This window comes from Claveliimonas sp., assembly GCF_037273965.1.
Classification (GTDB): Bacteria; Bacillota; Clostridia; order Lachnospirales; family Lachnospiraceae; genus Claveliimonas; species Claveliimonas bilis.
In genome coordinates, this window is sequence record NZ_JAYAZJ010000092.1 from 1 (window position 1) to 21,411 (window position 21,411).

General features: G+C 46.4%; 17 protein-coding genes. 3 read left to right on the forward strand and 14 right to left on the reverse strand.

Annotation, left to right across the window (positions count from 1 at the left end; all coding sequences use genetic code 11):
* Positions 1 to 367: 367 nt before the first annotated feature.
* Entirely contained in the window at positions 368 to 913 is a 546-nt protein-coding gene (locus tag WJ238_RS08595; RefSeq protein WP_230105624.1) for a TetR/AcrR family transcriptional regulator, read from the forward strand.
* A gap of 26 nt (positions 914 to 939) precedes the next feature.
* On the opposite strand, the gene WJ238_RS08600 is transcribed toward WJ238_RS08595, so the two are convergent.
* The 11 genes from WJ238_RS08600 to WJ238_RS08650 all read right to left on the reverse strand — a co-directional run bounded on the left by WJ238_RS08600 (position 940) and on the right by WJ238_RS08650 (position 16,570).
* Complete coding sequence (locus WJ238_RS08600; RefSeq protein ID WP_337606689.1) at positions 940 to 1,953, reverse strand: P1 family peptidase; 1,014 nt, start codon at positions 1,951 to 1,953, stop codon at positions 940 to 942.
* Positions 1,954 to 1,988: 35 nt separating this feature from the next.
* On the reverse strand, positions 1,989 to 4,625 hold the full coding sequence (locus WJ238_RS08605; RefSeq protein ID WP_337606690.1) for a heavy metal translocating P-type ATPase: 2,637 nt from the start codon (positions 4,623 to 4,625) through the stop codon (positions 1,989 to 1,991).
* A 119-nt stretch (positions 4,626 to 4,744) separates the two neighbouring features.
* Entirely contained in the window at positions 4,745 to 5,806 is a 1,062-nt protein-coding gene (locus WJ238_RS08610) for a ribonucleotide-diphosphate reductase subunit beta (RefSeq protein WP_230105621.1), read from the reverse strand.
* A gap of 36 nt (positions 5,807 to 5,842) precedes the next feature.
* Positions 5,843 to 8,368 carry a ribonucleoside-diphosphate reductase subunit alpha gene (locus tag WJ238_RS08615; RefSeq protein ID WP_316265030.1) on the reverse strand — a complete coding sequence of 842 codons (2,526 nt, stop codon included), beginning with the start codon at positions 8,366 to 8,368 and terminating at the stop codon, positions 5,843 to 5,845.
* Positions 8,369 to 8,374: 6 nt separating this feature from the next.
* Positions 8,375 to 9,523 (reverse strand): sporulation integral membrane protein YtvI, encoded by a 1,149-nt coding sequence (gene ytvI / locus WJ238_RS08620; RefSeq protein ID WP_337606691.1) that lies wholly within the window; start codon positions 9,521 to 9,523, stop codon positions 8,375 to 8,377.
* Between the two features lie 12 nt (positions 9,524 to 9,535).
* Positions 9,536 to 10,138 (reverse strand): ribosome biogenesis GTP-binding protein YihA/YsxC, encoded by a 603-nt coding sequence (gene yihA / locus WJ238_RS08625; RefSeq protein ID WP_230105618.1) that lies wholly within the window; start codon positions 10,136 to 10,138, stop codon positions 9,536 to 9,538.
* Positions 10,139 to 10,188: 50 nt separating this feature from the next.
* Positions 10,189 to 12,543 carry an endopeptidase La gene (lon, locus tag WJ238_RS08630; RefSeq protein ID WP_230105617.1) on the reverse strand — a complete coding sequence of 785 codons (2,355 nt, stop codon included), beginning with the start codon at positions 12,541 to 12,543 and terminating at the stop codon, positions 10,189 to 10,191.
* Between the two features lie 94 nt (positions 12,544 to 12,637).
* On the reverse strand, positions 12,638 to 13,897 hold the full coding sequence (gene clpX, locus WJ238_RS08635; protein WP_230105616.1) for an ATP-dependent Clp protease ATP-binding subunit ClpX: 1,260 nt from the start codon (positions 13,895 to 13,897) through the stop codon (positions 12,638 to 12,640).
* An 88-nt stretch (positions 13,898 to 13,985) separates the two neighbouring features.
* The gene (gene clpP / locus WJ238_RS08640) at positions 13,986 to 14,570 is read right to left on the reverse strand and encodes an ATP-dependent Clp endopeptidase proteolytic subunit ClpP (protein ID WP_230105615.1); all 585 of its coding nucleotides are present in this window, start codon (positions 14,568 to 14,570) and stop codon (positions 13,986 to 13,988) included.
* A 38-nt stretch (positions 14,571 to 14,608) separates the two neighbouring features.
* Positions 14,609 to 15,895 (reverse strand): trigger factor, encoded by a 1,287-nt coding sequence (tig, locus tag WJ238_RS08645; protein ID WP_230105614.1) that lies wholly within the window; start codon positions 15,893 to 15,895, stop codon positions 14,609 to 14,611.
* 123 nt (positions 15,896 to 16,018) lie between these two features.
* Entirely contained in the window at positions 16,019 to 16,570 is a 552-nt protein-coding gene (locus WJ238_RS08650) for a DJ-1 family glyoxalase III (RefSeq protein ID WP_230105613.1), read from the reverse strand.
* 138 nt (positions 16,571 to 16,708) lie between these two features.
* Here WJ238_RS08650 and WJ238_RS08655 point away from each other — a divergent pair, with 138 nt between their 5' ends.
* Complete coding sequence (locus WJ238_RS08655; RefSeq protein WP_230105612.1) at positions 16,709 to 17,158, forward strand: CYTH domain-containing protein; 450 nt, start codon at positions 16,709 to 16,711, stop codon at positions 17,156 to 17,158.
* 110 nt (positions 17,159 to 17,268) lie between these two features.
* Positions 17,269 to 17,676 (forward strand): helix-turn-helix transcriptional regulator, encoded by a 408-nt coding sequence (locus tag WJ238_RS08660; RefSeq protein WP_230105611.1) that lies wholly within the window; start codon positions 17,269 to 17,271, stop codon positions 17,674 to 17,676.
* Between the two features lie 32 nt (positions 17,677 to 17,708).
* On the opposite strand, the gene WJ238_RS08665 is transcribed toward WJ238_RS08660, so the two are convergent.
* Genes WJ238_RS08665 through WJ238_RS08675 form a run of 3 tightly spaced genes read right to left on the reverse strand, consistent with a single transcriptional unit; the run spans position 17,709 to position 21,399 of the window.
* On the reverse strand, positions 17,709 to 18,923 hold the full coding sequence (locus WJ238_RS08665) for an aspartate kinase (RefSeq protein ID WP_230105610.1): 1,215 nt from the start codon (positions 18,921 to 18,923) through the stop codon (positions 17,709 to 17,711).
* A gap of 31 nt (positions 18,924 to 18,954) precedes the next feature.
* Complete coding sequence (locus tag WJ238_RS08670) at positions 18,955 to 20,157, reverse strand: cofactor-independent phosphoglycerate mutase (protein ID WP_316265040.1); 1,203 nt, start codon at positions 20,155 to 20,157, stop codon at positions 18,955 to 18,957.
* Between the two features lie 21 nt (positions 20,158 to 20,178).
* Complete coding sequence (locus WJ238_RS08675) at positions 20,179 to 21,399, reverse strand: homoserine dehydrogenase (protein WP_230105608.1); 1,221 nt, start codon at positions 21,397 to 21,399, stop codon at positions 20,179 to 20,181.
* Between the last annotated feature and the right edge of the window lie 12 nt (positions 21,400 to 21,411).

A 21,411-nucleotide genomic window follows, 5' to 3' on the forward strand; every position in this document is an offset into this window, starting at 1 on the left:
CTCATTCCGCATCTGGCGCATTTCCTCCAGGATTCTTCGATGATCCTCATTCTGGCAAACTTTCATTCTTCCCTGAAACTGCTCATACTGACATTCCAGTTCATAAAGCTTTGCCGCAAAAATGCCCTGACCGATCTTCATGCTTCATCCCTCCGTTTCTATTATTTACTTTATCACCTTCTTTTTTCTTCTTCCATTATCAATCTTTTTCAAATGACTAGACAGCCTGCTGCATCTGTAAAGAAGATATCTGGACAGCTCTTTTTTTCTATGTTATGATTTTTCATATTGATGGAGGGCGGGAAAATAACACAGATATAAAAGCAGCTGTTGTCTTTCAGTGCTTTTACAACAGGAGGAAGTATACTTGACTGAAAATTTGAAAGAAAAAATTGCCCATACCTTTCTCGAAATGACTGGCAAAAAAGGCATAGACAAAATCACAATTAAAGACCTGGTAGAGAAATGCGGTATTTCCCGTCAGGCCTTTTACTATCATTTTCGCGATATCCTTGATGTTATCGAATATATACTCCAAAGTTCAGCTGATCGTCTTATGGAATGCTGTCTGTCTGCACCCTCTGTCCAGGATGCTCTCTATCTGTTTGTAGACTTTTCCATCGAAAATCATACTTTTATCCAGCGCCTCTTAGACTCCCGTCAAAGGGACAGCATGGAAAACTTACTTTTTCACACTTTCCGCAGTTACATGGAAGAAATGTATCAAAACAAAGCCTCTGAAATCCCCATCAATTATCATGATTTGAAAGTAGCTTTGGATTTCTATACTTACGGCATTGCCGGGCTTTTAATGGAAAATATCAGCCGGAACACCTTGGACAGAACGGTTCTTGCAGATCAGATGTACCGTCTTCTGGCCGGACAGATCATACTCTTCCCTACCGAGAAATAAAATGTTCCGGCTCTATACTTTTCCGATTATTTTATCCTTTGTAAAATATCTTCCGCAGCCGGTACTCCGTGCAGGCTCTTTGCCGAAAGGACCGCTCTGTTTACCGCATTTTCCATTGCATGGACCGCAAGGAGACTTACCATATCTACATTGGCATTTATCCGGCTGCTTCCAACTGCTGCCGCATAAATGCTGTCGCCGTCAGCAGATGTATGCACAGGGCGGATCGTTCTGGCATATCCGTTATGGGAAGCAGATGCCACTCGCTTTAACTGCATTTTATTCAGATCTGCATTACAGATGACGATTCCAATGGTGGTGTTTGCGGTAAAGAGATTGTCCCCTTCCTGCTGCGCAATGCCGGACAGCAATGCCTGCTCGCCATCTTCGAATCCGTCTCCTTTTGCATTCCGCATGCCTGCTATCTTCTCATGAGTCTTACTGTCATAGATGTCTCCCAGAGCATTTACCACAACAAGAGCTCCTACTTTCAATTCTCCTGCCTGCACAGCGTAGCTTCCAAGACCTGATTTCATCATCCGCTCTGCTCCCATAGCCTTTCCGACAGTAGCTCCTGTTCCTGCACCTACATTTCCCATTGCAGTCCTTTGATCCCTTTCGTAAGCATCCTGGCAGGCCAGATATCCCATCTGAAGATCCGGACGCACATCGGCACGCCCGATCCCCAGATCATAAATACAGGACTGGCAGATCAGGGGAACCTTGGCGTACCCGGTCTCAAATCCGACTCCTTTTTCTTCCAGAAATTTCGCTGCGCCGCATCCGGCTTCCAGGCCAAAGGCGCTTCCTCCACTCAGTACGATGGCATGGATCATCTCTGTGGAAGCCAGCGGCTCCAGAAGAGCGCTCTCTCTGGACGCCGGTCCTCCTCCTCTTATATCTACAGCCGCTGCCATTCCTTCTTCGGCAATCAGAACAGTACAGCCTGTCGCTGTCTCTTCGTCGGAAGCATGTCCGATCCGTATTCCCTCAAATTCTGCAAGGGAAATCTCCTTTGTCTTAAATGATTCTTCTTTCATTATACGGTCATTCCTTTCTGCTCTGGGGCCTTCTCTTACTCTGCCGTGCAGCTTACCGGTTCATAGCCGGCTTCTTTCACCGCGTCCATCAGAACCTGATCAGCCACATCTGCCGACAGCTCTACTTCAGCCTGCTTTTTGTCAAGATCGACCTGGGCGCTTTTTACGCCTTCTACTGCTGCAAGTGCTTTTTCCACATGCATTTTACAGTGTGCACACATCATACCTTCTACAATCAGTTTCTTTTTCATGACCATACTTCCTTTCTCATTTTCATCTTGGTTTTTATTCTGCATATCCACGTCAGCGGCCTGCATATCTGCGCCGGCTGCCTCCTGAATCTTGCTTTCTCTTTCATTTTCACTGCGGCTGGACCCAAAAAGCCGGAGCCTTAAGGCATTGGTAACAACGCACACAGAGCTTAGGCTCATGGCTGCCGAACCGATCATCGGACTTAGGCGAAGTCCGAAAGCCGGGAACAGTGCTCCGGCCGCCACGGGGATCCCCAGAATATTATAGAAAAATGCCCAGAAAAGATTCATGTGTATATTGCGGATCACCGACTTGCTAAGTTCAATTGCGGTCACCACATCCTGAAGAGAATCCTTCATCAATACCACATCAGCTGATTCAATGGCAATATCCGTACCTGCCCCAATGGCAATACCGATGTCTGCCCGTGTCAGAGCCGGCGCATCATTGATTCCGTCTCCCACCATGGCAACCTTATGCCCTCTCTCCTGATAAGAGCGGACACACGCCTCCTTTTCCGTCGGAAGCACATCAGACACAGCTTCTTCAATATCCAGCTCCTGGCGGATCGCTTCAGCAGTCACCTTGTTGTCTCCGGTCAGCATGACAACATGAAGACCCATTTCCCGGAATTGCCGGATTGCCTCACGGCTGGAATCCCGGACGGTATCTGCCACAGCAATAATGCCGGCGGCGCATCCTTCTCTTGCGAAAAGAAGAGGTGTCTTTCCCTGAGATGCAAATTTCTCCATCTTGTTTTGCACTTCTTTGGCGTCCACTCCTTCTCCCAGCGCCTGCTCTTCCTTCATAAACGCCAGATTCCCGGCTATATAGCTTTGTCCCTTTACCTCTGCACGAACTCCCCGGCCGGCTGTTGCTTCAAAATTCTTAACTTCCGGAATGTCCAGTCCATCCCTTTTTGCCTTCTCCACCACTGCCTGGGCAAGAGGATGTTCGCTCCCTGCTTCCACCGCTGCTGCCTGGGCAAGAAATTCCTGTTCTTCCATACTCTCATCTAAGAGTTCAATGTCTGTCACCTGGGGATGTCCGGAAGTGATCGTTCCCGTCTTATCCAAAATGACCGTATCAATGGAGTGAAGATTTTCCAGACTTTCTGCTGATTTCACTAAAATACCGTACTCCGCCGCTTTTCCGGTTCCTACCATGATCGCCACGGGCGTTGCCAGTCCAAGGGCACAGGGGCAGGAAATCACCAGAACTGCTATGGCATTGGAAAGAGCAAATTCAAAGGTCTGTCCGGCCAGGATCCATACCACAGCTGTCAAAACAGCAATTCCGATCACCACAGGAACAAAAATGCCGCTGACCTTATCAGCCATTCTTGCAATCGGGGCTTTGGAATTTCCCGCTTCATCCACCAGACGGATAATCTGGGAAAGAGTAGTATCCTCCCCTACTTTAGAAGCCTGGAACCGGAAGGTTCCGTTTTTATTTATGGTGGCGGAAATCACTGTATCGCCGGGCTGTTTCTCCACCGGTATACTCTCGCCTGTAATCGCCGCCTGATCCACATAGCCATACCCCTCTGTCACAATACCATCTACCGGTATGCTCTCTCCGGGGCGTATCACTACTGTGTCACCTGCCGCTACCTGCTCTGCCGGAATTGTCATCTCTTTGCCGTCCCGGAGGACCACTGCATTTTTCGGCGCCAGATCCACCAGCTTTCCAAGAGCATCCGAAGTCTTGGATTTCGAGCGGGCTTCCAGATATTTTCCCACTGTCACAAGGGTCAGTATCATCGCTGAAGATTCAAAGTAAAGGGCATGTGCGTACTCGTGCACCAGTGCCATGTCCTGATGACCGAATCCATACGCCATGCGGTACATGGCAAACAGTCCGTAAACCAGAGAGGCTCCCGATCCGATGGCTACCAGCGAGTCCATATTGGGAGCGCGCTTTACCAGTGCTTTCAGCCCTACTTTGTAAAATTTTCGGTTCAGTACAAGAATCGGAATCGTGAGAATAAGCTGTGTCAGAGCTGAGATCATCGCATTTTCCATACCTGTCAATATTCCAGGTACCGGAAGTCCCATCATCGCTCCCATGGCTACATACATCAGCGGAATCAGCAGAATAACCGAAGCGGTCAGACGTACTTTCATACTCCGTCGTTCCTCCTCAGCCCGGCTTTGCCGGCTCTCCCATTCACTCCGGAATCCTCCGGACCGGTCTTTTGCATCTGCCCCTGTCAGGGAGGCGCCGTAGCCAATTCCCTGCACGGACTGCAGAATCGTTTCTCTATCCAGTTTCGTCTCATCATAACGAACTGTCATCTGATTGGCAAGGAGGCTGACATCTACCTCCTCCACCCCTTCTAATTTCTGTACACATCGGGTTACATTTGCCTGGCAAGCTGCGCAGGTCATCCCGGTAACATTATATTTTTCTTTCTTCATCTGCCAGGGTCTCCTTTCTTTCATACCCCCTATTGGTATTTCTTCTATATTATATACCCTGCCAGCGTATTTTGCAATACTTCTTCTGTGTATTTTTTGAAAACCATTCTCACTTTATTTTACAGATCATCTACCAATGCTGTTGATTTGGCATAAGCTGTTGATCTTGCCTCAAAAAAGTCTGTCTTTACCATATTGGCATTGGAATACTGGGATACCCATTTCATGGATTCCGGCTCTTTCTCCTGATCAGGATACAACACCTCATATCCCAGAGAAGTCCACCTGAGATTTCCCAGATACTGTATATAATCTGTCACCATCTGTCTGTTCAGCCCGGGGATGTCATCGCCGATAACATAATGTCCCCATGCGATTTCCTGTCTCACGCCTTCCTTCAGAAGCTCCCGCAGCTCATCTACCATCTCATCTGTAAACAGCTCCGGATGTTCCTTGCGAAGCTCCAGAATAATACTGCGGAACAGCCACAGATGTGTATTCTCATCCCGGTTGATGTAGCGGATCTCCTGAGCAGATCCCGGCATTTTCCCGTTTCTTGAAAGATTGTAGAAGAACATAAATCCGGAGTAGAAATACACGCCCTCCAGAACATAATTGGCCATCATAACCTTAAGCAGCGTCGCAGCATCCTTTTTTTCCTGAAACAGATTATAACAGTTTCCGATAAACGTGTTTCTTGCCAGAAGGTGCTCATCGGTTTTCCACTGATACAAAATATCCATCCTCTCATCCGGTGAACAGATACTGTCCAGCATATAGGAATAAGACTGTGAATGAACGCATTCCTGGAAGGTCTGAATATTCAGACACAGATTTACCTCATTTGCCGTAATATACTCTCCTACACATGGAAGATTGGCTGTCTGGATAGAATCCAGAAACACAAGAAAAGAAAGGATCTTATCATAGGCCTTTCTCTCCTGGGGAAGCAGCTTATGATAATCTTTCAGATCCTGAGATAAATTGATCTCCTCGGGAATCCAGAAATTGTTCATTGCCTGACGGTACCAGTCTGATACCCACGGATATTTCAGATTATTATAATCATTGAGATTTGTCGTATTTCCGGCGATCATCCGCCTTTTTAACACTTCCGTATCCCCATTTGGATTAAACAACGGTTTATGGGGAAGCGGTTTTGTTACATCAAATTCCTGCATTTTTCTTCCTCCTCTTTTGCCAAACAATCCTGCCCCTTAAGAGGAGCAGGATTCGCATTCTTCTACTTCCAGCGATTTGGAACGCACATAATATACCGTTTTTACGCCGCTCTCCCATGCCAGCAGATACAGGTTCAGCACCTGCCGCATGGTATAGTCGTTGGTAATATAAAAATTCATAGACTGCGCCTGATCGATATGCCGCTGACGCACGCCGCAGGCTCTCACAGACCACTCTTGGTTAATGTGGTGAGCATTGGTGTAATACCAATAAGTATCCATACTAAGATCCGGCGCCACCCTGGGAAGCATAGCTCCTTTTTTCTCTTCCAGGAAATACTTGTTCATAACCGGATCAATACCGGCTGTTGTTCCTGCAATAATAGAGGTAGAGCTGGTAGGCGCAACAGCGAGAAGATAAGCGTTCCTCATCCCCTGTTCCCCTACCTTTTTCTCCAGGGCCTTCCATTTTTCCGAGTCATATCCTCTCTTCCGGAAATAGTCTCCGTTTTGCCAGTCAGATCCTTCAAAATAGCGGTAGCTTCCCTTTTCCTTTGCATAATCGGAACTTGCCTCTATTGCAGCATAATTAATCTTTTCAAACAGAGTGTCCACAAAAGCAAGGTGTGCTTCGCTCTGCCAGCCGATCTGATTCTTCGCCAGCATATGATGATAACCGCTGACACCAAGACCGATGGAACGGTAATTCTGATTTGTAATTTTGGCGTACGGAAGCGGATAGAAATTCAGATCGATAACATTGTCCAAAGCCCGCACCACTGTCCGCACGGTCTCCCTCATATAGTCATCATCCTCTACCGGGAGATTGCCAAGGGAAAGGGAGGCCAGATTGCAGACAACAAAATCTCCTGCCTTTGTCTCATTTACAACAACCGTATCCCCTTCTTTTGTTTTAATCTCTGTACTTACCGTAGAAATAGGCGCCATATTCTGGGCAATTTCCGTACACAGATTGGAGCAGTAAATGATTCCTCTGTGAGGATTCGGATTTGCCCGGTTTACAATATCTCTGTTGAACGTAAAAGGCGTGCCTGTCTCCACCACAGATTTGATGATCAGCCTTACCAGTTCTTTCAGATTGATGGCACGCTTGGTAATGCGGGAATCATTGACACAGTCCAAATAACGTTTCTCCCACTCTTCACCATAGTAATCCTCCAGACAATATCCTTTTATCAGGAAAATATCATGAGGGCACATCAGATACCAGTCCTGATCCATATTTTCCCGTACCATTCTCCAGAAAAGATCCGGATAACATACTGCCGGGAACACATCATGGGCTTTCATCCGTTCATCTCCGTTATTGGTACGCAGCTGAAGAAATTCCGGCAGATCCCTGTGCCATGCATCCAGATAAACTGCGGCAGCCCCGGCTCTCACTCCCAGCTGGTCTACCGCTACTGCTGTATCATTGACAATCCTCACCCAGCGTATCACACCGCCCGCTGCGCCTTCAAATCCCCGGATCGACCCTCCGGCCGCACGAACCTTCCCGAAATACAGCCCCATTCCGCCGCCATATTTGCTGACCTGTGCAAAGTTATCTACAGAGCGGAAAATTCCCTTTAAACTGTCAGGCACAGTATCAATAAAACAGGAACTGAGCTGATGGAAAGGCTTCCTTGCATTGGACAGAGTCGGCGTTGCCATCGTCACTTCCAGTTTTGAGAGCATATCATAAAACCGTTTTACCCAGGACATCCTGTCTGCTTTCTCCTTCATGGCAAGATGAAGGGCAATGCCAAGAAACATCTCCTGCACACTTTCCAGCGGTACATGCTGATGTGTACAGATCACATACCTCTTAATGAGAAGTTCCAGCCCTGAGAATGTAAAAAGAAGATCTCTTTGGGGCTGGATATAAGATTCTGCCTCACAGATTTCCTCCCGCGAATAGTTTTCCAGAATGAACGCTCCATACAGCCCTTCCGCTGTAAGATAGCGGATCTTATCATAAAGGCTCCAAAGTTTTCGGTCTTCCTCCTCCTTTTTCAAACGGCTGTTAAACTGAAAAGCAAGAAGATTCCCGGCAATATTTTCCCACTTTGGCGCCTCCTGGCTTGTCAGTTCCGTTGCTGCCTTCACAAGAGCAGAGAGTTTTTCCTCTGCTGTCATCTGACTTTTCATAAAACCGGCAAATTTGCCTGCCAGCGCTGAAAGCGGATAAACATCTGAAGGATAGGTTTTCTGAATCCCGGCAAGCACTTCTGAAAGCTGCTCCATCCCCACCAGGCTGACAAGTTCATTCCTTACTTTTCTAAGCTCTGTCCGTTTCTGACGGTAAAGGATATAAGCTCTGGCTTCTTTAAAATGTCCTCTCTCCATCAGAGCTTCTTCTACCTTGTCCTGAATTTCCTCCACACTTCGGATCTTATCCTGTTCCATTTTACGTTCTACAAGGCCAAGCAGCTCTTCCAACTCCCCCGGAGCAGCCGGATCCTCGCAGGAGAGAAAGCTCTTTTCCATTGCCTGCATGATCTTGTCCGGGGAGTAGACCTCCTCCTGCCCGGATCTTTTGATAATCTTTTCAATTGTCATATAATCCTAGTCTCCTTCCCGAAGGCTTATGATGCCCTCTGCCAGAATTTTCACATCATCCAATATATAATCAAAGGCTCCTGCCTGATAAAGGTTCACCACGATCATACCTAAAGGCACTGCAAAGATCATTCCAAAAAGTCCTCCCATTTTGTAGCCTGCATAGAGAAGTACAAGGGTAAAAAGCGGATTTAAACCAATACTGTCTCCCACAAGCTTTGGCTGAATCAGCTGCCGCACGATCTGTGTAACAGCATACAGGATCAGAAGTCCTACCACTCTCCTGTAATCCCCGGTCAAAAGTTCATATAATGCCCAGGGTATCAGCGCAGTACCGGTGCCGAAAAACGGCAGGAAATCAAGAAATGCTATACCAAGGGCAAGAAGAATGGAAAAATGCATTCCCATAATACCGAAACCGCAAAGAAGAATGACAAATACAACTGCCATAATCTTGAACTGTGCCTTAAAATATCCGCCAACTGCATATTTCAGATTATCCATAACCATTGTCATGCGCTTTACAATAGGAGAAGGAAAGATACACTTTGCCCAGATGATAACGCCCTCCCGATCTGCAATAAAAAAGTAAGCTGAAATAATCGTTACAATAGTGGATATCAAAATAGACGGAATCCTCTTTGCAATATTACCGGCGGCCTCCACCGTCGGCTGGCTGATCCCTCCAACCAGATTTCCTGCTGTTTCATCAAGATTCTGTACAAAGGTCTGCAGCCCTTCCTGTACACCGCCCGGAAGAATCTCAAAAAACTGCGATGTCTTCTCCCCGATTACTCTGAATCCCGCTTCCAGATCCCGATACATGGATGGGAAATCCTCGATTAAAACTGTAATCTCTCTCCAAAGGCGACTGAAGATGAGATAGATCACTCCGACACAGATTGCCAGCGCCAGAATAATAATAAGGGCTGATCCCAACCGCTTTACAATTTTCAACCGCTTTTCCAGCCATACAACCAGAGGACTTACAATAAATGAAAGAAACCATCCGATCACAAATGGCATAAAATAGAGAAGTGCCTTTATACCAATATAAACAAACAAAACCGTTCCCAGAAGGCTGAAGGCAAGGCTTACTACTACTTTCCAGTAAGGGCGGTGGTCATTCAGTCTTTCCCTGACATTCATTTCCATTTCAGCACCCTCCTACTCCTCATCAGAACTTTGCAGAATTTCTCTTTCTACCAGATTCCATATTTCCTCTCTCCCCTGCTTGGTAACAGAAGAAAAGGGAATCAGCCTGGTTTCCGGCAAAAGTCCAAGTCCCTGCCTTACCATTTTGATATGCTTGCTTACCTGACTTCGCTTCAGCTTGTCCATCTTGGTGGCAATGATGATGGGATGACATCCCTGGCTGACAATCCAGTCATACATCATTTTGTCATTTGCTGATGGTTCATGTCTGATATCGATCAGCAGGAATACTGCCTGCAGCTGTTTGGATGTATGAAGATATTTTTCGATCATCTTTCCCCAGTTTTCCTTTTCCTTCTGGGACACTTTCGCATATCCGTATCCCGGCAGATCCACAAGATATATCTCATCATTGATATTGTAAAAATTGATGGTCTGAGTCTTTCCCGGCGTAGCGGAAATACGGGCAAAAGACTTCCGGTTCATGAGCGCATTGATCAAAGAAGACTTGCCGACATTAGACTTGCCGGCAAATGCAATCTCAGGCCTGGTATTTTGCGGCAAAGTACTGGTAATACCGCATACAGTTTCCAAATCTACTTTTTTTATGATCATTTTATTGTCCTCTTCTTTCCTTATAAAGCTTTTGCAGCTGAAGACCCCGTCTACTCTTTCTGGTCTATGTCAAAGGCTCTGCGAAGTACCTCCTCCATATGAGATACCGGTATGATCTCCAGCCCTTTTGTAATCTCCAAAGACAGTTCTTCCACATCCTCCTTATTTTCCTCTGGCACAAGAACTGTCTTCATTCCTGCACTCTTCGCCGCCAGAAGCTTCTCTTTCAGACCTCCAATTGGAAGTACTCTTCCCCGAAGGGTAATTTCTCCTGTCATGGCAATGTCTGCACGCACCTTCTGCCCTGTAACAGCCGAAAGCATAGCAGTCGCCATGGTAATCCCGGCGGATGGGCCGTCCTTTGGAACTGCGCCTTCCGGAATATGAATATGCAGATCATGCTTTTCAAAAAAGTCCTCCGCAATATCATATTCCCTGCCGATGGAACGAATATAGGTAATGCCTGTCCGGGCGGATTCCTTCATTACATCTCCCAGCTGCCCGGTCAGGATCATCTCTCCTTTTCCCGGCATCACGTTAACTTCAATCTGCAGCGTATCGCCTCCTACGCTGGTCCATGCAAGACCGCGGACGATTCCTACTTCATCCGTAAGATTTGCCTTCTGGTATGTATATTTCTCTCTTCCCAGATATTTATGCAGGCTGCTCTCTGTTACACGGACTGTATCCTTTTTGTTTTCCAGTATCTCCCTGGCCGCCTTTCTGCAGATATCTCCGATTTTTCGCTCCAGCTGTCTTACTCCTGCTTCCTTCGTGTAATTTCTTGCCATTTTCCACACAGCGCCTTTGCTGATATGGAGCTGTTCGCTTTTCAGCCCATGCTTCTTCAACTGTTTTGGGATTAAATGCTCCATGGCAATGTGCATCTTCTCATTTTCTGTATAGCTTGAAACCTCGATCACTTCCATACGGTCAAGAAGGGGCCGGGGTATGGTCTGCAGCGTATTGGCAGTAGTTACAAACAAAACTTCAGAAAGATCAATAGGCACTTCCAGATAATGATCCCGGAAACGATAATTCTGTTCTCCGTCCAGCACTTCCAGAAGAGCGGAGAAAGTGTCTCCTTTATAATCATTGCTCACTTTGTCGATTTCATCCAGAAGCATAAGGGGATTTTTTACTCCCGCACTTCGAAGACCTGCCGCAATTCTTCCCGGCATGGCTCCTACATAGGTTTTCCGGTGTCCTCTGATTTCCGCTTCATCCCGCACTCCCCCAAGAGAAATGCGGACATAGGGCTTCTTAAGAGCACGCGCCAGAGATTTGGCAATGGAAGTCTTTCCAGTTCCCGGAGGTCCCACCAGACAAAGGATCGGACTTTCTCCCTTTCTTGTCAGAGCACGGACTGCCAGAAATTCCAGCACTCTTTCCTTTACCTGCTCCAGTCCGTAGTGATCCTCTTCCAACACCTTCTTCGCATATGCAATATCCTTATGATCCTTCACCGCTTTATCCCAGGGCATCTCCAGCATGGTCTCAATATAAGTGCGGATCACGCCGTTTTCTGCCGGGCTGTTCATAGAGCTTTTAAAGCGGTTGATCTCCTTTTGCAGTTTTTCTTTTACTTCCTTTGACGCCTTTAATTTTGCTGCAGCCGCTTCAAATTCTTCTGCATCTGAGATTGTATTGTCCTCTCCCAGCTCTTCTCTGATCTGTTTCAGCTGCTCTCTTAAAATATACTCTCTCTGGTTCTGATCTACTCTTTCTTTAACCTTCTTCTGTATCTCTTCCTTGATATCCATGATCTGCATCTCATTTACCAGCTTGAACGCCAGCATCTGATAGCGTTTTAAAAGATCCGGCTCTTCTAAGAGTTCCTGCAGATCCTTCTGTTCCAGAGGTACGTTTGCCGCAATCTGATCTACTACCTGACAAAGTTCTGTGTATTCCTGTATCTGCTTTATCATGTCTTTAGGATATTTGGGCAGACGCATCACATATTCCATGTAAATTTCTTTCAGCCCTCTTGCCATGGCTTCCAGATTCGCACTGTTTGCCTCACTGTCCGTCGACAGCTCCGGTGTCTCATTGACATTGTCGATCACTGTTACATTCGCTCTCATATAGGGATCGGTGAACTCAATGGTATTGATCACAGCCCGTTTTTCCCCTGAAATCAACACACGCAGAAGATTTCTGGGAAGCTTGATCACCTGGCGGATGGAAGCAATGGTTCCGATCTGCTGAAGATCTTCCATTCCCGGCTCCTCATCCTCAATATCTTTCTGCGCTGTCAGAAAGACTTTCTGTCCCTCTTCCTGCATCGCCTCTTCTATAGCCTGTATGGAACGTTCCCGACTCACATCAAAATGTGTCACCATCTCCGGAAGAACTGTCATCCCCCGAAGTGCCACCATAGGCAGGCTCTTTACTTCTTTACTCATCTGTCATCCTCCGTGATTTTCTCTTCGATTCTGTACAGGATTGCCCTATCTGACATAAAAGCGGGCACAATCAAGCTTGTGCCCGCCCCCTTGTTTATGCACTTTCTATTTGTAAATGATCATGTTCGCAGATAGGAGTACCTGTTCCATCTACGGCTGCTTTCGTAATACGGCAAGCTTTCAGCGTCTCATCTGATGGGGCATGATACATAGTATCCATCATGATATTCTCCATAATTGCACGGAGTCCTCTCGCTCCGGTCTTTCTCTTCAACGAGATATCCGCAATTGCTTCCAGCGCATCCCTGTCAAAGGTAAGCTCCACGCCATCCAGTTCCAGCATTTTCTGGTACTGTTTTACAATCGCACTCTTCGGCTCTGTCAGAATGCGGATCAGCGCATTGCGGTCCAGCATTTCCAGAGATACTGTTACCGGAACACGTCCCACCAGTTCAGGAATGAGCCCGAATTTTACCAGATCCTGCGGAAGCACCTGCTTCAGCAGGCGGTCAATATCATCTTCGTGTTTTTCCGCAATCTCCGCATTAAATCCAATGGATTTCTGATCAATCCTTTTCTCCACGATCTTCTCCAGGCCCTCAAAAGCCCCGCCGCATATGAAAAGGATATTTGTTGTATCAATCTGTAAAAGTTCCTGATGAGGATGCTTTCTGCCTCCCTGTGGGGGCACGCTTGCAACCGTCCCCTCTATGATCTTCAGAAGTGCCTGCTGAACTCCCTCGCCTGAAACGTCACGGGTAATGGAGGGATTTTCTGATTTTCTTGTGATCTTATCGATCTCATCAATATAAATGATCCCGTATTCCGCCCTCTCAATATCTCCGTCTGCTGCCTGAATGATCTTAAGGAGAATGTTTTCCACATCTTCTCCCACATATCCGGCCTCGGTAAGCGCCGTCGCGTCCGCGATAGCAAAAGGAACATTAAGAATTTTGGCAAGTGTCTGGGCCAGAAGCGTCTTTCCGCATCCTGTCGGTCCCAGCATCAGAATATTGCTCTTCTTCAGCTCAACGGACGGATCCTTCTCTGCCATAATACGTTTATAATGATTATATACTGCAACAGACAACACCTTTTTCGCCTCTTCCTGTCCGATCACATATTCGTCAAGAAAAGCTTTGATCTCCTCCGGCTTCAGAAGATTGATATCATCAAAAGGGTTGATATTTCTGGTATTTTCATATTCAAACTCTTCTTCCATGATCTCTGCACATACATCAATGCATTCATCACAGATATAGACGCCGCCCGGACCGGCAATAAGCTTGCGGACCTGTGACTGCGTTTTATTGCAGAATGAACATCTGATCTGATCGTCGTTTCTTCCTGCCATCTCTTCACCTCTTCAACTATTTCTTTCTAAGACAAACAAAGGACAGGCAGACCAGGGGAGATATCCCCGGCATGCCTATCCCCCTGTTCTATTTACGGCTTGCGATAATTTCATCTACCAGCCCATATGCCTTTGCCTCCTCTGCGGACATAAAATTATCCCTCTCTGTGTCCACACGGATGACTTCAATCGGCTGTCCTGTATTCTCTGCCAGGATCTGATTCAGATTTTCACGGGTTTTTAAAATATGCTCCGCTGCAATCTGGATTTCTGTCGCCTGGCCCTGTGCTCCGCCAGACGGCTGATGAATCATAATTTCCGCATGAGGCAGGGCAAATCTTTTTCCCTTTGCGCCTCCTGCAAGGAGAAAAGAACCCATACTTGCCGCCATACCAATGCAATATGTGCACACATCGCATTTGATGTACTGCATTGTATCATAAATTGCCATTCCTGCTGTAACAGAACCGCCCGGACTGTTGATATACAAATGGATATCTTTCTCCGGATCCTCTGCTTCCAGAAACATAAGCTGCGCAACGATCACACTTGCAGATACATCTGTCACCTCTTCCCCAAGGAAGATGATCCTGTCTTTCAGCAATCTGGAATAAATGTCGTAGGAACGCTCTCCACGGCTGGTCTGTTCAATGACATAAGGTACTAAGCTCATGTAAATTCCTCCTATTTTTTACTGTCTGCCGCAATGTATTATTCTGTCACTGCGTTTTCTACCAGGAAGGTTACTGCCTCCTGTACAGCCATATCTTCTTTCATCTGTTTCTTTTCTGCTTCGCCCATGTATTCTTTCAGCTTGTCAGCTTCCATCTTATAGGCTTCCGCCATTTTTGCAATCTCTTCGTCCAGCTTTTCATCGCTGATCTCAATATTCTCTGCTTTCGCAATTGCTTCCAGAACAAGACGTGTCTGGATCCGTTTTACTGCCTGCGGCTTCAGATCTTCCATCATCTTCTCTGCGCTTGATCCTGTAAACTGATAGTACTGCTCGATGGTAAGTCCCTGCTGTGCCATTCTTTGTGAGAAATCATCCAGCATCTGTCTTGCCTGTGTATCGATCATCGCATCCGGAATCTCCATGGAAGCATTTGCAATAGCCTGTTCTACAGCCTGATCTTCCTGTTTGGATTTTCCTTCCTTTTCCTTCTGTTCTTTGATCTTTGCTTTGATATCAGCCTTATATTCATCTAATGTATCAAATTCGGAAACTTCTGCTGCAAATTCATCATCGATCTCCGGCAGCTCTTTTGCCTTGATCTCATGAATCGTGCATTTGAATACAGCAGCCTTTCCCTTCAGATCTTCTGCATGGTAGTCCTCCGGGAATGTTACATTGACTTCTGTCTCCTTGCCGGATTCTACTCCGATAAGCTGCTCCTCAAATCCCGGAATAAAGGAACCGGATCCGATTGTCAGAGGATAATTTTCTCCTTTTCCTCCCTCAAACGCTTCTCCGTCAACAAATCCTTCAAAATCCAGGATTACTTCGTCTCCGTCCTGTACCGGCCGGTCTTCTACTGTAATTGTTCTTGCGTTTTTCTCTGCCTCTTCCTGCAGTTTTGCATCAATTTCCTTCTGTGTCACGCGATTGGAAACTTTATCAACCTTCAGCCCTTTATATTCTCCAAGAGTTACCTCCGGCTTTGTTGCCACTTCCGCTGTAAAAATAAACGGTTTCCCTTTTTCGATCTGTACAATGTCAATCTTCGGCTGGGAAACAATATCCAGACCACACTCGTCATAGGCTTCAGAATAAGCCTTTGGAAGAAGGGCGTTTGCAGCGTCATCGTAGAAAATCTCTGCGCCATACATTTTCTCTACCATCTGGCGCGGTACTTTTCCTTTCCGGAATCCCGGGATGCTGATCTTGGATTTCTGTCTGTTATACGCACTCTGAAGCGCTTTTTCTAAATCATCTGCAGAAACTTCAATTGTAAGTTTCGCCATGTTTTTTTCCAGTTTCTCTACCTGTAAACTCATGAATCATTTCCTCCTGTTTCTATCCTGCTCTTTTTATACGGTCTGGCGCCGCATATTTTGCAGGCTCTTCAGCTTTACACTCATTCATAGAGTATAACACAAACTATGTAAAATGGCTAGACTCTATTTTAGATAAATAATGGAGTCCGCTATCTCCTCCGCCTTCAGTTTATCTGTAAGAACCTCGATCAGCTTCAAAGCGAAATCAATCGCTGTTCCCATACCCCGGCTGGTGATGATATTTCCATCCTGAATAACCGGAACTTTCATGATAACAGCCCCGGAAAGTCTCTCTTCCACCGACGGATAGCAGGCAGCTCTCTTTCCTTTCAAAATGCCCATTGCGCCCAGTATTCCCGGTGCGGCACATATCGCCCCTATATATTTTCCATTTTCGTGGAAATCCTTTACTACTCTTAGTACTCCCTTATGCTCTTCCAGGTTCTTTGTTCCCGGCATTCCCCCGGGCAGAATGATCATGTCAAATTCAGCGAAGTTTACTTCCTCGAACAGATCTTCTGTCTGCACATTGATGCCATGAGCTCCATGGACCATATAGTCGTCTGAAATGGATACGGTATCCACATATATCCTTGCACGCCGAAGCAGATCTACTGCTGTGAGCGCTTCAATTTCCTCAAAACCATCCGCCAGTAACACCGCCGCTTTTTTCATAGTGATTCCTCCTTTTATCTTCTGCATTTATAGTATCAGACTGCTTCTGAAAAAGCAATTTATTTACAACTGTCTTTTTATGGATTATGATAGTTACAGTTCACGGCAACTCACAAAAAAAGTAAAAAGGAGACATATATGGAAATCGAGAAAAAATATCTGATCCCGGAAATTCCGTCTGATCTGAATATCATAAAAACGAGGCGCATTGAGCAGGGATACCTTTGCACGGATCCCGTTGTACGCATCCGCCGGGATGATGACAGTTTCTTCCTCACCTATAAATCAAAAGGCCTCATGGTGCGGGAGGAATACAATCTTCCTCTCACTTCCAGTGCCTATGAACATCTGCGGTCAAAAATCGACGGAAGGCTCATTCGTAAATTCCGCCATGTCATTCCTATAGACAACAACCTTTTCATAGAACTGGATGTCTTTCAGGATGACCTTTCCCCTCTCATTCTGGCCGAAGTAGAATTTCCTTCCGAGGAAATGGCAGAAAACTTCCAGCCGCCGTCCTGGTTCGGTGAGGATGTCACTTTTTCCTCTCTTTACCACAACAGTACCTTAAGCAAAACAGAAAAATAATATTTGCAACATTTTGTTGCTTTTTCGCTTTATTTTTCGTTTTGTTGCATAACGCCCCATTTGTCAGGTTAATTGCTATACTAAAGATACTTTAAAACGGAGGTATAGCAATGCCCAACATTCAACTTGCACGAAATCTCAAATATCTGCGCTTAGCGTACGGGCTCACCCAGGACGATCTGGGTGCTTTTCTCAATATCTCCAGACAGGCTTATTCCAACTATGAAAATCTGAAACGTTCGCCGGATCTGGATTCCCTGATCCGTCTTGCAAGCCTGTATCACCTCTCTCTTGATGACCTTGTCAGCAGAGAGCTCTCTTCCTTCATGGAGTCAGACCATTCTGTACAGATCCAGGAAGATAAGAATTTCTTCCGTCTTGGCGTTGACCGGGCAACAGAGAACAGGATTTATCTGACAAAAGAAGAAACGGAATTTATTTCTAAATTCCGCACCCTTGCTCCTGAAGACCGGCAGATCGCTCTCGGCTTCATAGATTCACGTTCTAAAAAAGTCTGATCCTTCCTGATCACAGCCATACGGCTTCGCTCTTACTCCACAAGCGCAAGAGCAAATCCGTCATGAACCGCATTCATAGCTTCGTCAATATCCTTCTCATCGATCAGAACGGTAATTCTGATCTCTGAAGTTGAGATCATACTGATATTAATTCGGGAATTGTAAAGAGATTCGAACATCTTCGCGGCAACTCCCGGATTCGTCATCATTCCCGCACCTACTACAGAAATCTTCGCAACTTTTTCATTATAGCTGATCTCCTGAATAGTCAGCGCTTCTTTGTGTTCTTCCAGAATTTCCAGAGCACGTTTCAACTCATCCTGGGCAACTGTAAAGGAAATATCTTTTGTCCCCTCTCTCCCTACAGACTGCAGAATGATATCCACATTAATATTGTTTTTCGCAAGTGTATTGAAGATCCGGAATGCGATCCCCGGCTTATCTTCTACTCCCATCACCGAGATCCTTGCAGTATTTTTGTCACCGGCTACGCCTGTAATCAACATTTTTTCCATCTTTACTGTCTCCTTAATAATTGTTCCTTCACTGCGGTTCAGACTGGACCTTACTACCAGTTCAACCCCGTATTTTTTCGCCATTTCCACAGAACGGTTATGCAGAACCTTTGCTCCGCATGTAGCAAGCTCCAGCATCTCATCATAAGTGATCGCCTCCAGCTTCCTTGCATTTTTCACCACTCTGGGGTCTGCCGTATAGACTCCGTCCACATCGGTATAAATCTCACACAGGTCTGCGTTGAGGACTGCCGCCAGGGCAACCGCTGTTGTATCAGAACCTCCCCTTCCCAGCGTGGTAATATCTTCGTATTTGTTCACTCCCTGGAATCCTGTCACAATTACGATTTTCCGGGAATCCAGCTCATGCAGGATCCTCTTTTTGTCTATAGACTTAAACCTGGCATTTCCATAACGGGAAGTGGAATTCATTTTTACCTGAAATGCATTCAGTGAAACCGCCGGAACGTCCATTGCATGCATAGCCATTGCCATCAGAGAAACAGACACCTGCTCTCCTGTTGTCATAAGCATGTCAAGCTCTCTTTTTTTCGGTTCCGGATTAATGGACTGGGCAAGGGCGATCAGATCATCTGTGGTGTCTCCCATGGCCGAGAGTACAACTACCACATCATGCCCCTTCCTGTAGTCCTCAATGCAGCGTTTTGCCACATTATATATCCTTTCTCTGTCTGCGACGGACGAACCGCCGAACTTCTTTACAATTAACATAGTCCCTCCTGTTTCTCCTTCATCCTTTACTTTAATCCAGCTCCAGAAAATGTGCCATCAGCCGGTATCCTTCCGGCCAGACAAACGCGCTGTCCGCTGCCGCCCTCTCACTGTATGTATGAATGCCCCCGGCTGTTTCCCGGCTGTCATAGATCAGGTACGGAACTGCGTCTCCTGTATGGGTACGTACCTCGATCGGCGTCGGATGATCGGGAAGGATCATAATACGGAAATCCTCTCCGGATCTTTCCATTCCCTCCACAATTCTTCCCAGCACTCTTTTGTCTACATTTTCAATCGCTTCTATCTTCGCCTTTGTATCTCCCTGATGCCCCATCTCGTCAGGCGCTTCCACATGGACATAGGCAAAATCATAGCCGTCTTTTGTCAGAGCATTGACCGCCGCATCTGCTTTGCCTTCATAGTTGGTGTGAAGCCCTCCATTGGCCCCCTCTACAACAACATTATCCATCTGCGCCCCTACAGCAAGGCCTTTCAGCAGATCGACCGCCGATATCATCACGCCTCTTTTTCCTGTCTTTTCATAAAAGGACGTCAGAGACGGGCGGGTCCCGGCTCCCCAGAACCAGGCAGAATTGGCCGGATGCAATCCCTGCCTGCATCTTTCCTGATTGATTGGGTGCCCGGATAAAATATCGTAACTTTTCTCCATCATCTTACGCAGAACCGGATCCTTGGGAAGATATTCTCCAATCCGCTTTGTAAGGATATCATGGGGCGGCGTAAGATCCAAGACCTGCCCCCGTTTCCAGATCAGAAGATGCCGGTAACTTGTTCCCCGGAAAAATTCATACCCTTCCTTTTTCAGTCCTTCCCGCAGAGCATCCAGAAGGATTCCCGCATCCTTGGTACTGATCTCACCGGAACTGTGATCCAGGATTTTCTTATCCTCATAAGGCTCTTCTTCTGTGAGAGTCACCAGATTACATCGGAACGAAACATCTGTCTTCTCCATATTGACACCGATACTTAAAGCTTCCAGGGGAGATCTTCCAGTGTAATATATGTCTGGGTCATATCCCAGGACGGACAGATTCGCCGTATCACTGCCCGGAGCCATTCCGGAAGGAACCATGGCTGCAGTTCCGATCTCTGCAGTTTTTGCCAGACGATCCATCACCGGAGTATCGGCTGCTTCCAATGTCGTCTTTCCATTCAGCTCCTCAAGAGGTCTGCCGGCCATTCCATCACTCAAAACAACAATATATTTCATCTGTTTCCCCTTTCTGCTCTTTTACTCTTCCACTCGGATCATTCCGAGAATACTGTCCCGGAACGTTTCCGCTTTTTTCTCGTATTCTCCTTCCGGCATGACCGGGGTCAGAAAGCCAAATTCTCCTTCCACTCCCTCTGCCTTCGCATATTGAAGCATACCAAATTCCTCTGTCAGCTTTTCTTCAAAGTCTTCTTTTTTCCCTTTCATACGTACGAAGAAACGGCGTTTTACATCTTTTTTATCTTCCAGTGCAAGCTTCTCTTCGCTCCAGCCTACGCCCAGGTTTCGGTTCAGGTGTTTTGCTTCCTCCACAATGTCTCCCACTACCGCGCTGGCAGTCGGCAGTTTCCCTGCACCGCTTCCGTAAAACATGGCGTCGCCCAGCATATTTCCATGAACAAAGATAGAATTAAACACTCCGTTGATAGAAAAAAGCGGATGCTCTCTGTGAAGGAGGAAAGGCGCCACCATAGCGTTTAACTTCTCTCCGTCTCTCTTGCAGGAGGCAAGAAGCTTAATGGTCATTCCCATCGCTTTTGCATACTTCATATCTTCTACTGTGATCTTTGTAATTCCCTCACAGTAAATATCTTCAAAATCAACCTGCTGTCCGGATATGATCGAAGAAAGGATCGCAATTTTACGGCAGGCATCGTAGCCTTCCACATCTGCCTCCGGATTGCGCTCCGCATAGCCGTTATCCTGCGCTTCCTTCAACACTTCTTCGTAATCTGCTCCCTCATAGAACATTTTCGTCAGCATATAGTTTGTTGTTCCGTTAAGGATTCCTGTAATCTCCTCGATGACATCTCCGGTCAGAGACGAGTGAAGCGGACGCAGGATCGGGATTCCTCCTCCCACACTGGCCTCAAACAGGAAGTTTACATTTTTTTCTTTGGCAAGTTTCAGAAGAGAAGCTCCGTGTTTTGCCACCAGGGCTTTATTGGAGGTAGCAACGCTTTTTCCCGCTTCCAGGCTCTGCCTTACAAATGTATATGCCGGCTCAATGCCTCCCATCACTTCTACAACGATCTTCACTTCCTCATCCTTAAGGATATCTTCAAAATTGTGGGTAATGATATCCTGTACCGGATCACCGGGAAAATCTCTAAGATCCAGAACATATTTGATCCGAAGCTCTTCTCCGACTCTCTGGTCAATCACTTTTTCATTTGTACGGATTACTTCCACTACTCCGGAACCTACTGTCCCGTATCCCAGTACTGCTATCTTTATCATCCTTTTCCCCTT

What these genes read in the sequence shown, in the direction of transcription:
- WJ238_RS08600 (WP_337606689.1), bottom strand. Translation starts at nt 1,953, where the DNA reads ATGAAAGAAGAATCATTTAAGACAAAGGAGATTTCCCTTGCAGAATTT.
- WJ238_RS08605 (WP_337606690.1), bottom strand. Translation starts at nt 4,625, where the DNA reads ATGAAGAAAGAAAAATATAATGTTACCGGGATGACCTGCGCAGCTTGC.
- WJ238_RS08610 (WP_230105621.1), bottom strand. Translation starts at nt 5,806, where the DNA reads ATGCAGGAATTTGATGTAACAAAACCGCTTCCCCATAAACCGTTGTTT.
- WJ238_RS08615 (WP_316265030.1), bottom strand. Translation starts at nt 8,368, where the DNA reads ATGACAATTGAAAAGATTATCAAAAGATCCGGGCAGGAGGAGGTCTAC.
- ytvI (WP_337606691.1), bottom strand. Translation starts at nt 9,523, where the DNA reads ATGGAAATGAATGTCAGGGAAAGACTGAATGACCACCGCCCTTACTGG.
- yihA (WP_230105618.1), bottom strand. Translation starts at nt 10,138, where the DNA reads ATGATCATAAAAAAAGTAGATTTGGAAACTGTATGCGGTATTACCAGT.
- lon (WP_230105617.1), bottom strand. Translation starts at nt 12,543, where the DNA reads ATGAGTAAAGAAGTAAAGAGCCTGCCTATGGTGGCACTTCGGGGGATG.
- clpX (WP_230105616.1), bottom strand. Translation starts at nt 13,897, where the DNA reads ATGGCAGGAAGAAACGACGATCAGATCAGATGTTCATTCTGCAATAAA.
- clpP (WP_230105615.1), bottom strand. Translation starts at nt 14,570, where the DNA reads ATGAGCTTAGTACCTTATGTCATTGAACAGACCAGCCGTGGAGAGCGT.
- tig (WP_230105614.1), bottom strand. Translation starts at nt 15,895, where the DNA reads ATGAGTTTACAGGTAGAGAAACTGGAAAAAAACATGGCGAAACTTACA.
- WJ238_RS08650 (WP_230105613.1), bottom strand. Translation starts at nt 16,570, where the DNA reads ATGAAAAAAGCGGCGGTGTTACTGGCGGATGGTTTTGAGGAAATTGAA.
- WJ238_RS08655 (WP_230105612.1), top strand. Translation starts at nt 16,709, where the DNA reads ATGGAAATCGAGAAAAAATATCTGATCCCGGAAATTCCGTCTGATCTG.
- WJ238_RS08660 (WP_230105611.1), top strand. Translation starts at nt 17,269, where the DNA reads ATGCCCAACATTCAACTTGCACGAAATCTCAAATATCTGCGCTTAGCG.
- WJ238_RS08665 (WP_230105610.1), bottom strand. Translation starts at nt 18,923, where the DNA reads ATGTTAATTGTAAAGAAGTTCGGCGGTTCGTCCGTCGCAGACAGAGAA.
- WJ238_RS08670 (WP_316265040.1), bottom strand. Translation starts at nt 20,157, where the DNA reads ATGAAATATATTGTTGTTTTGAGTGATGGAATGGCCGGCAGACCTCTT.
- WJ238_RS08675 (WP_230105608.1), bottom strand. Translation starts at nt 21,399, where the DNA reads ATGATAAAGATAGCAGTACTGGGATACGGGACAGTAGGTTCCGGAGTA.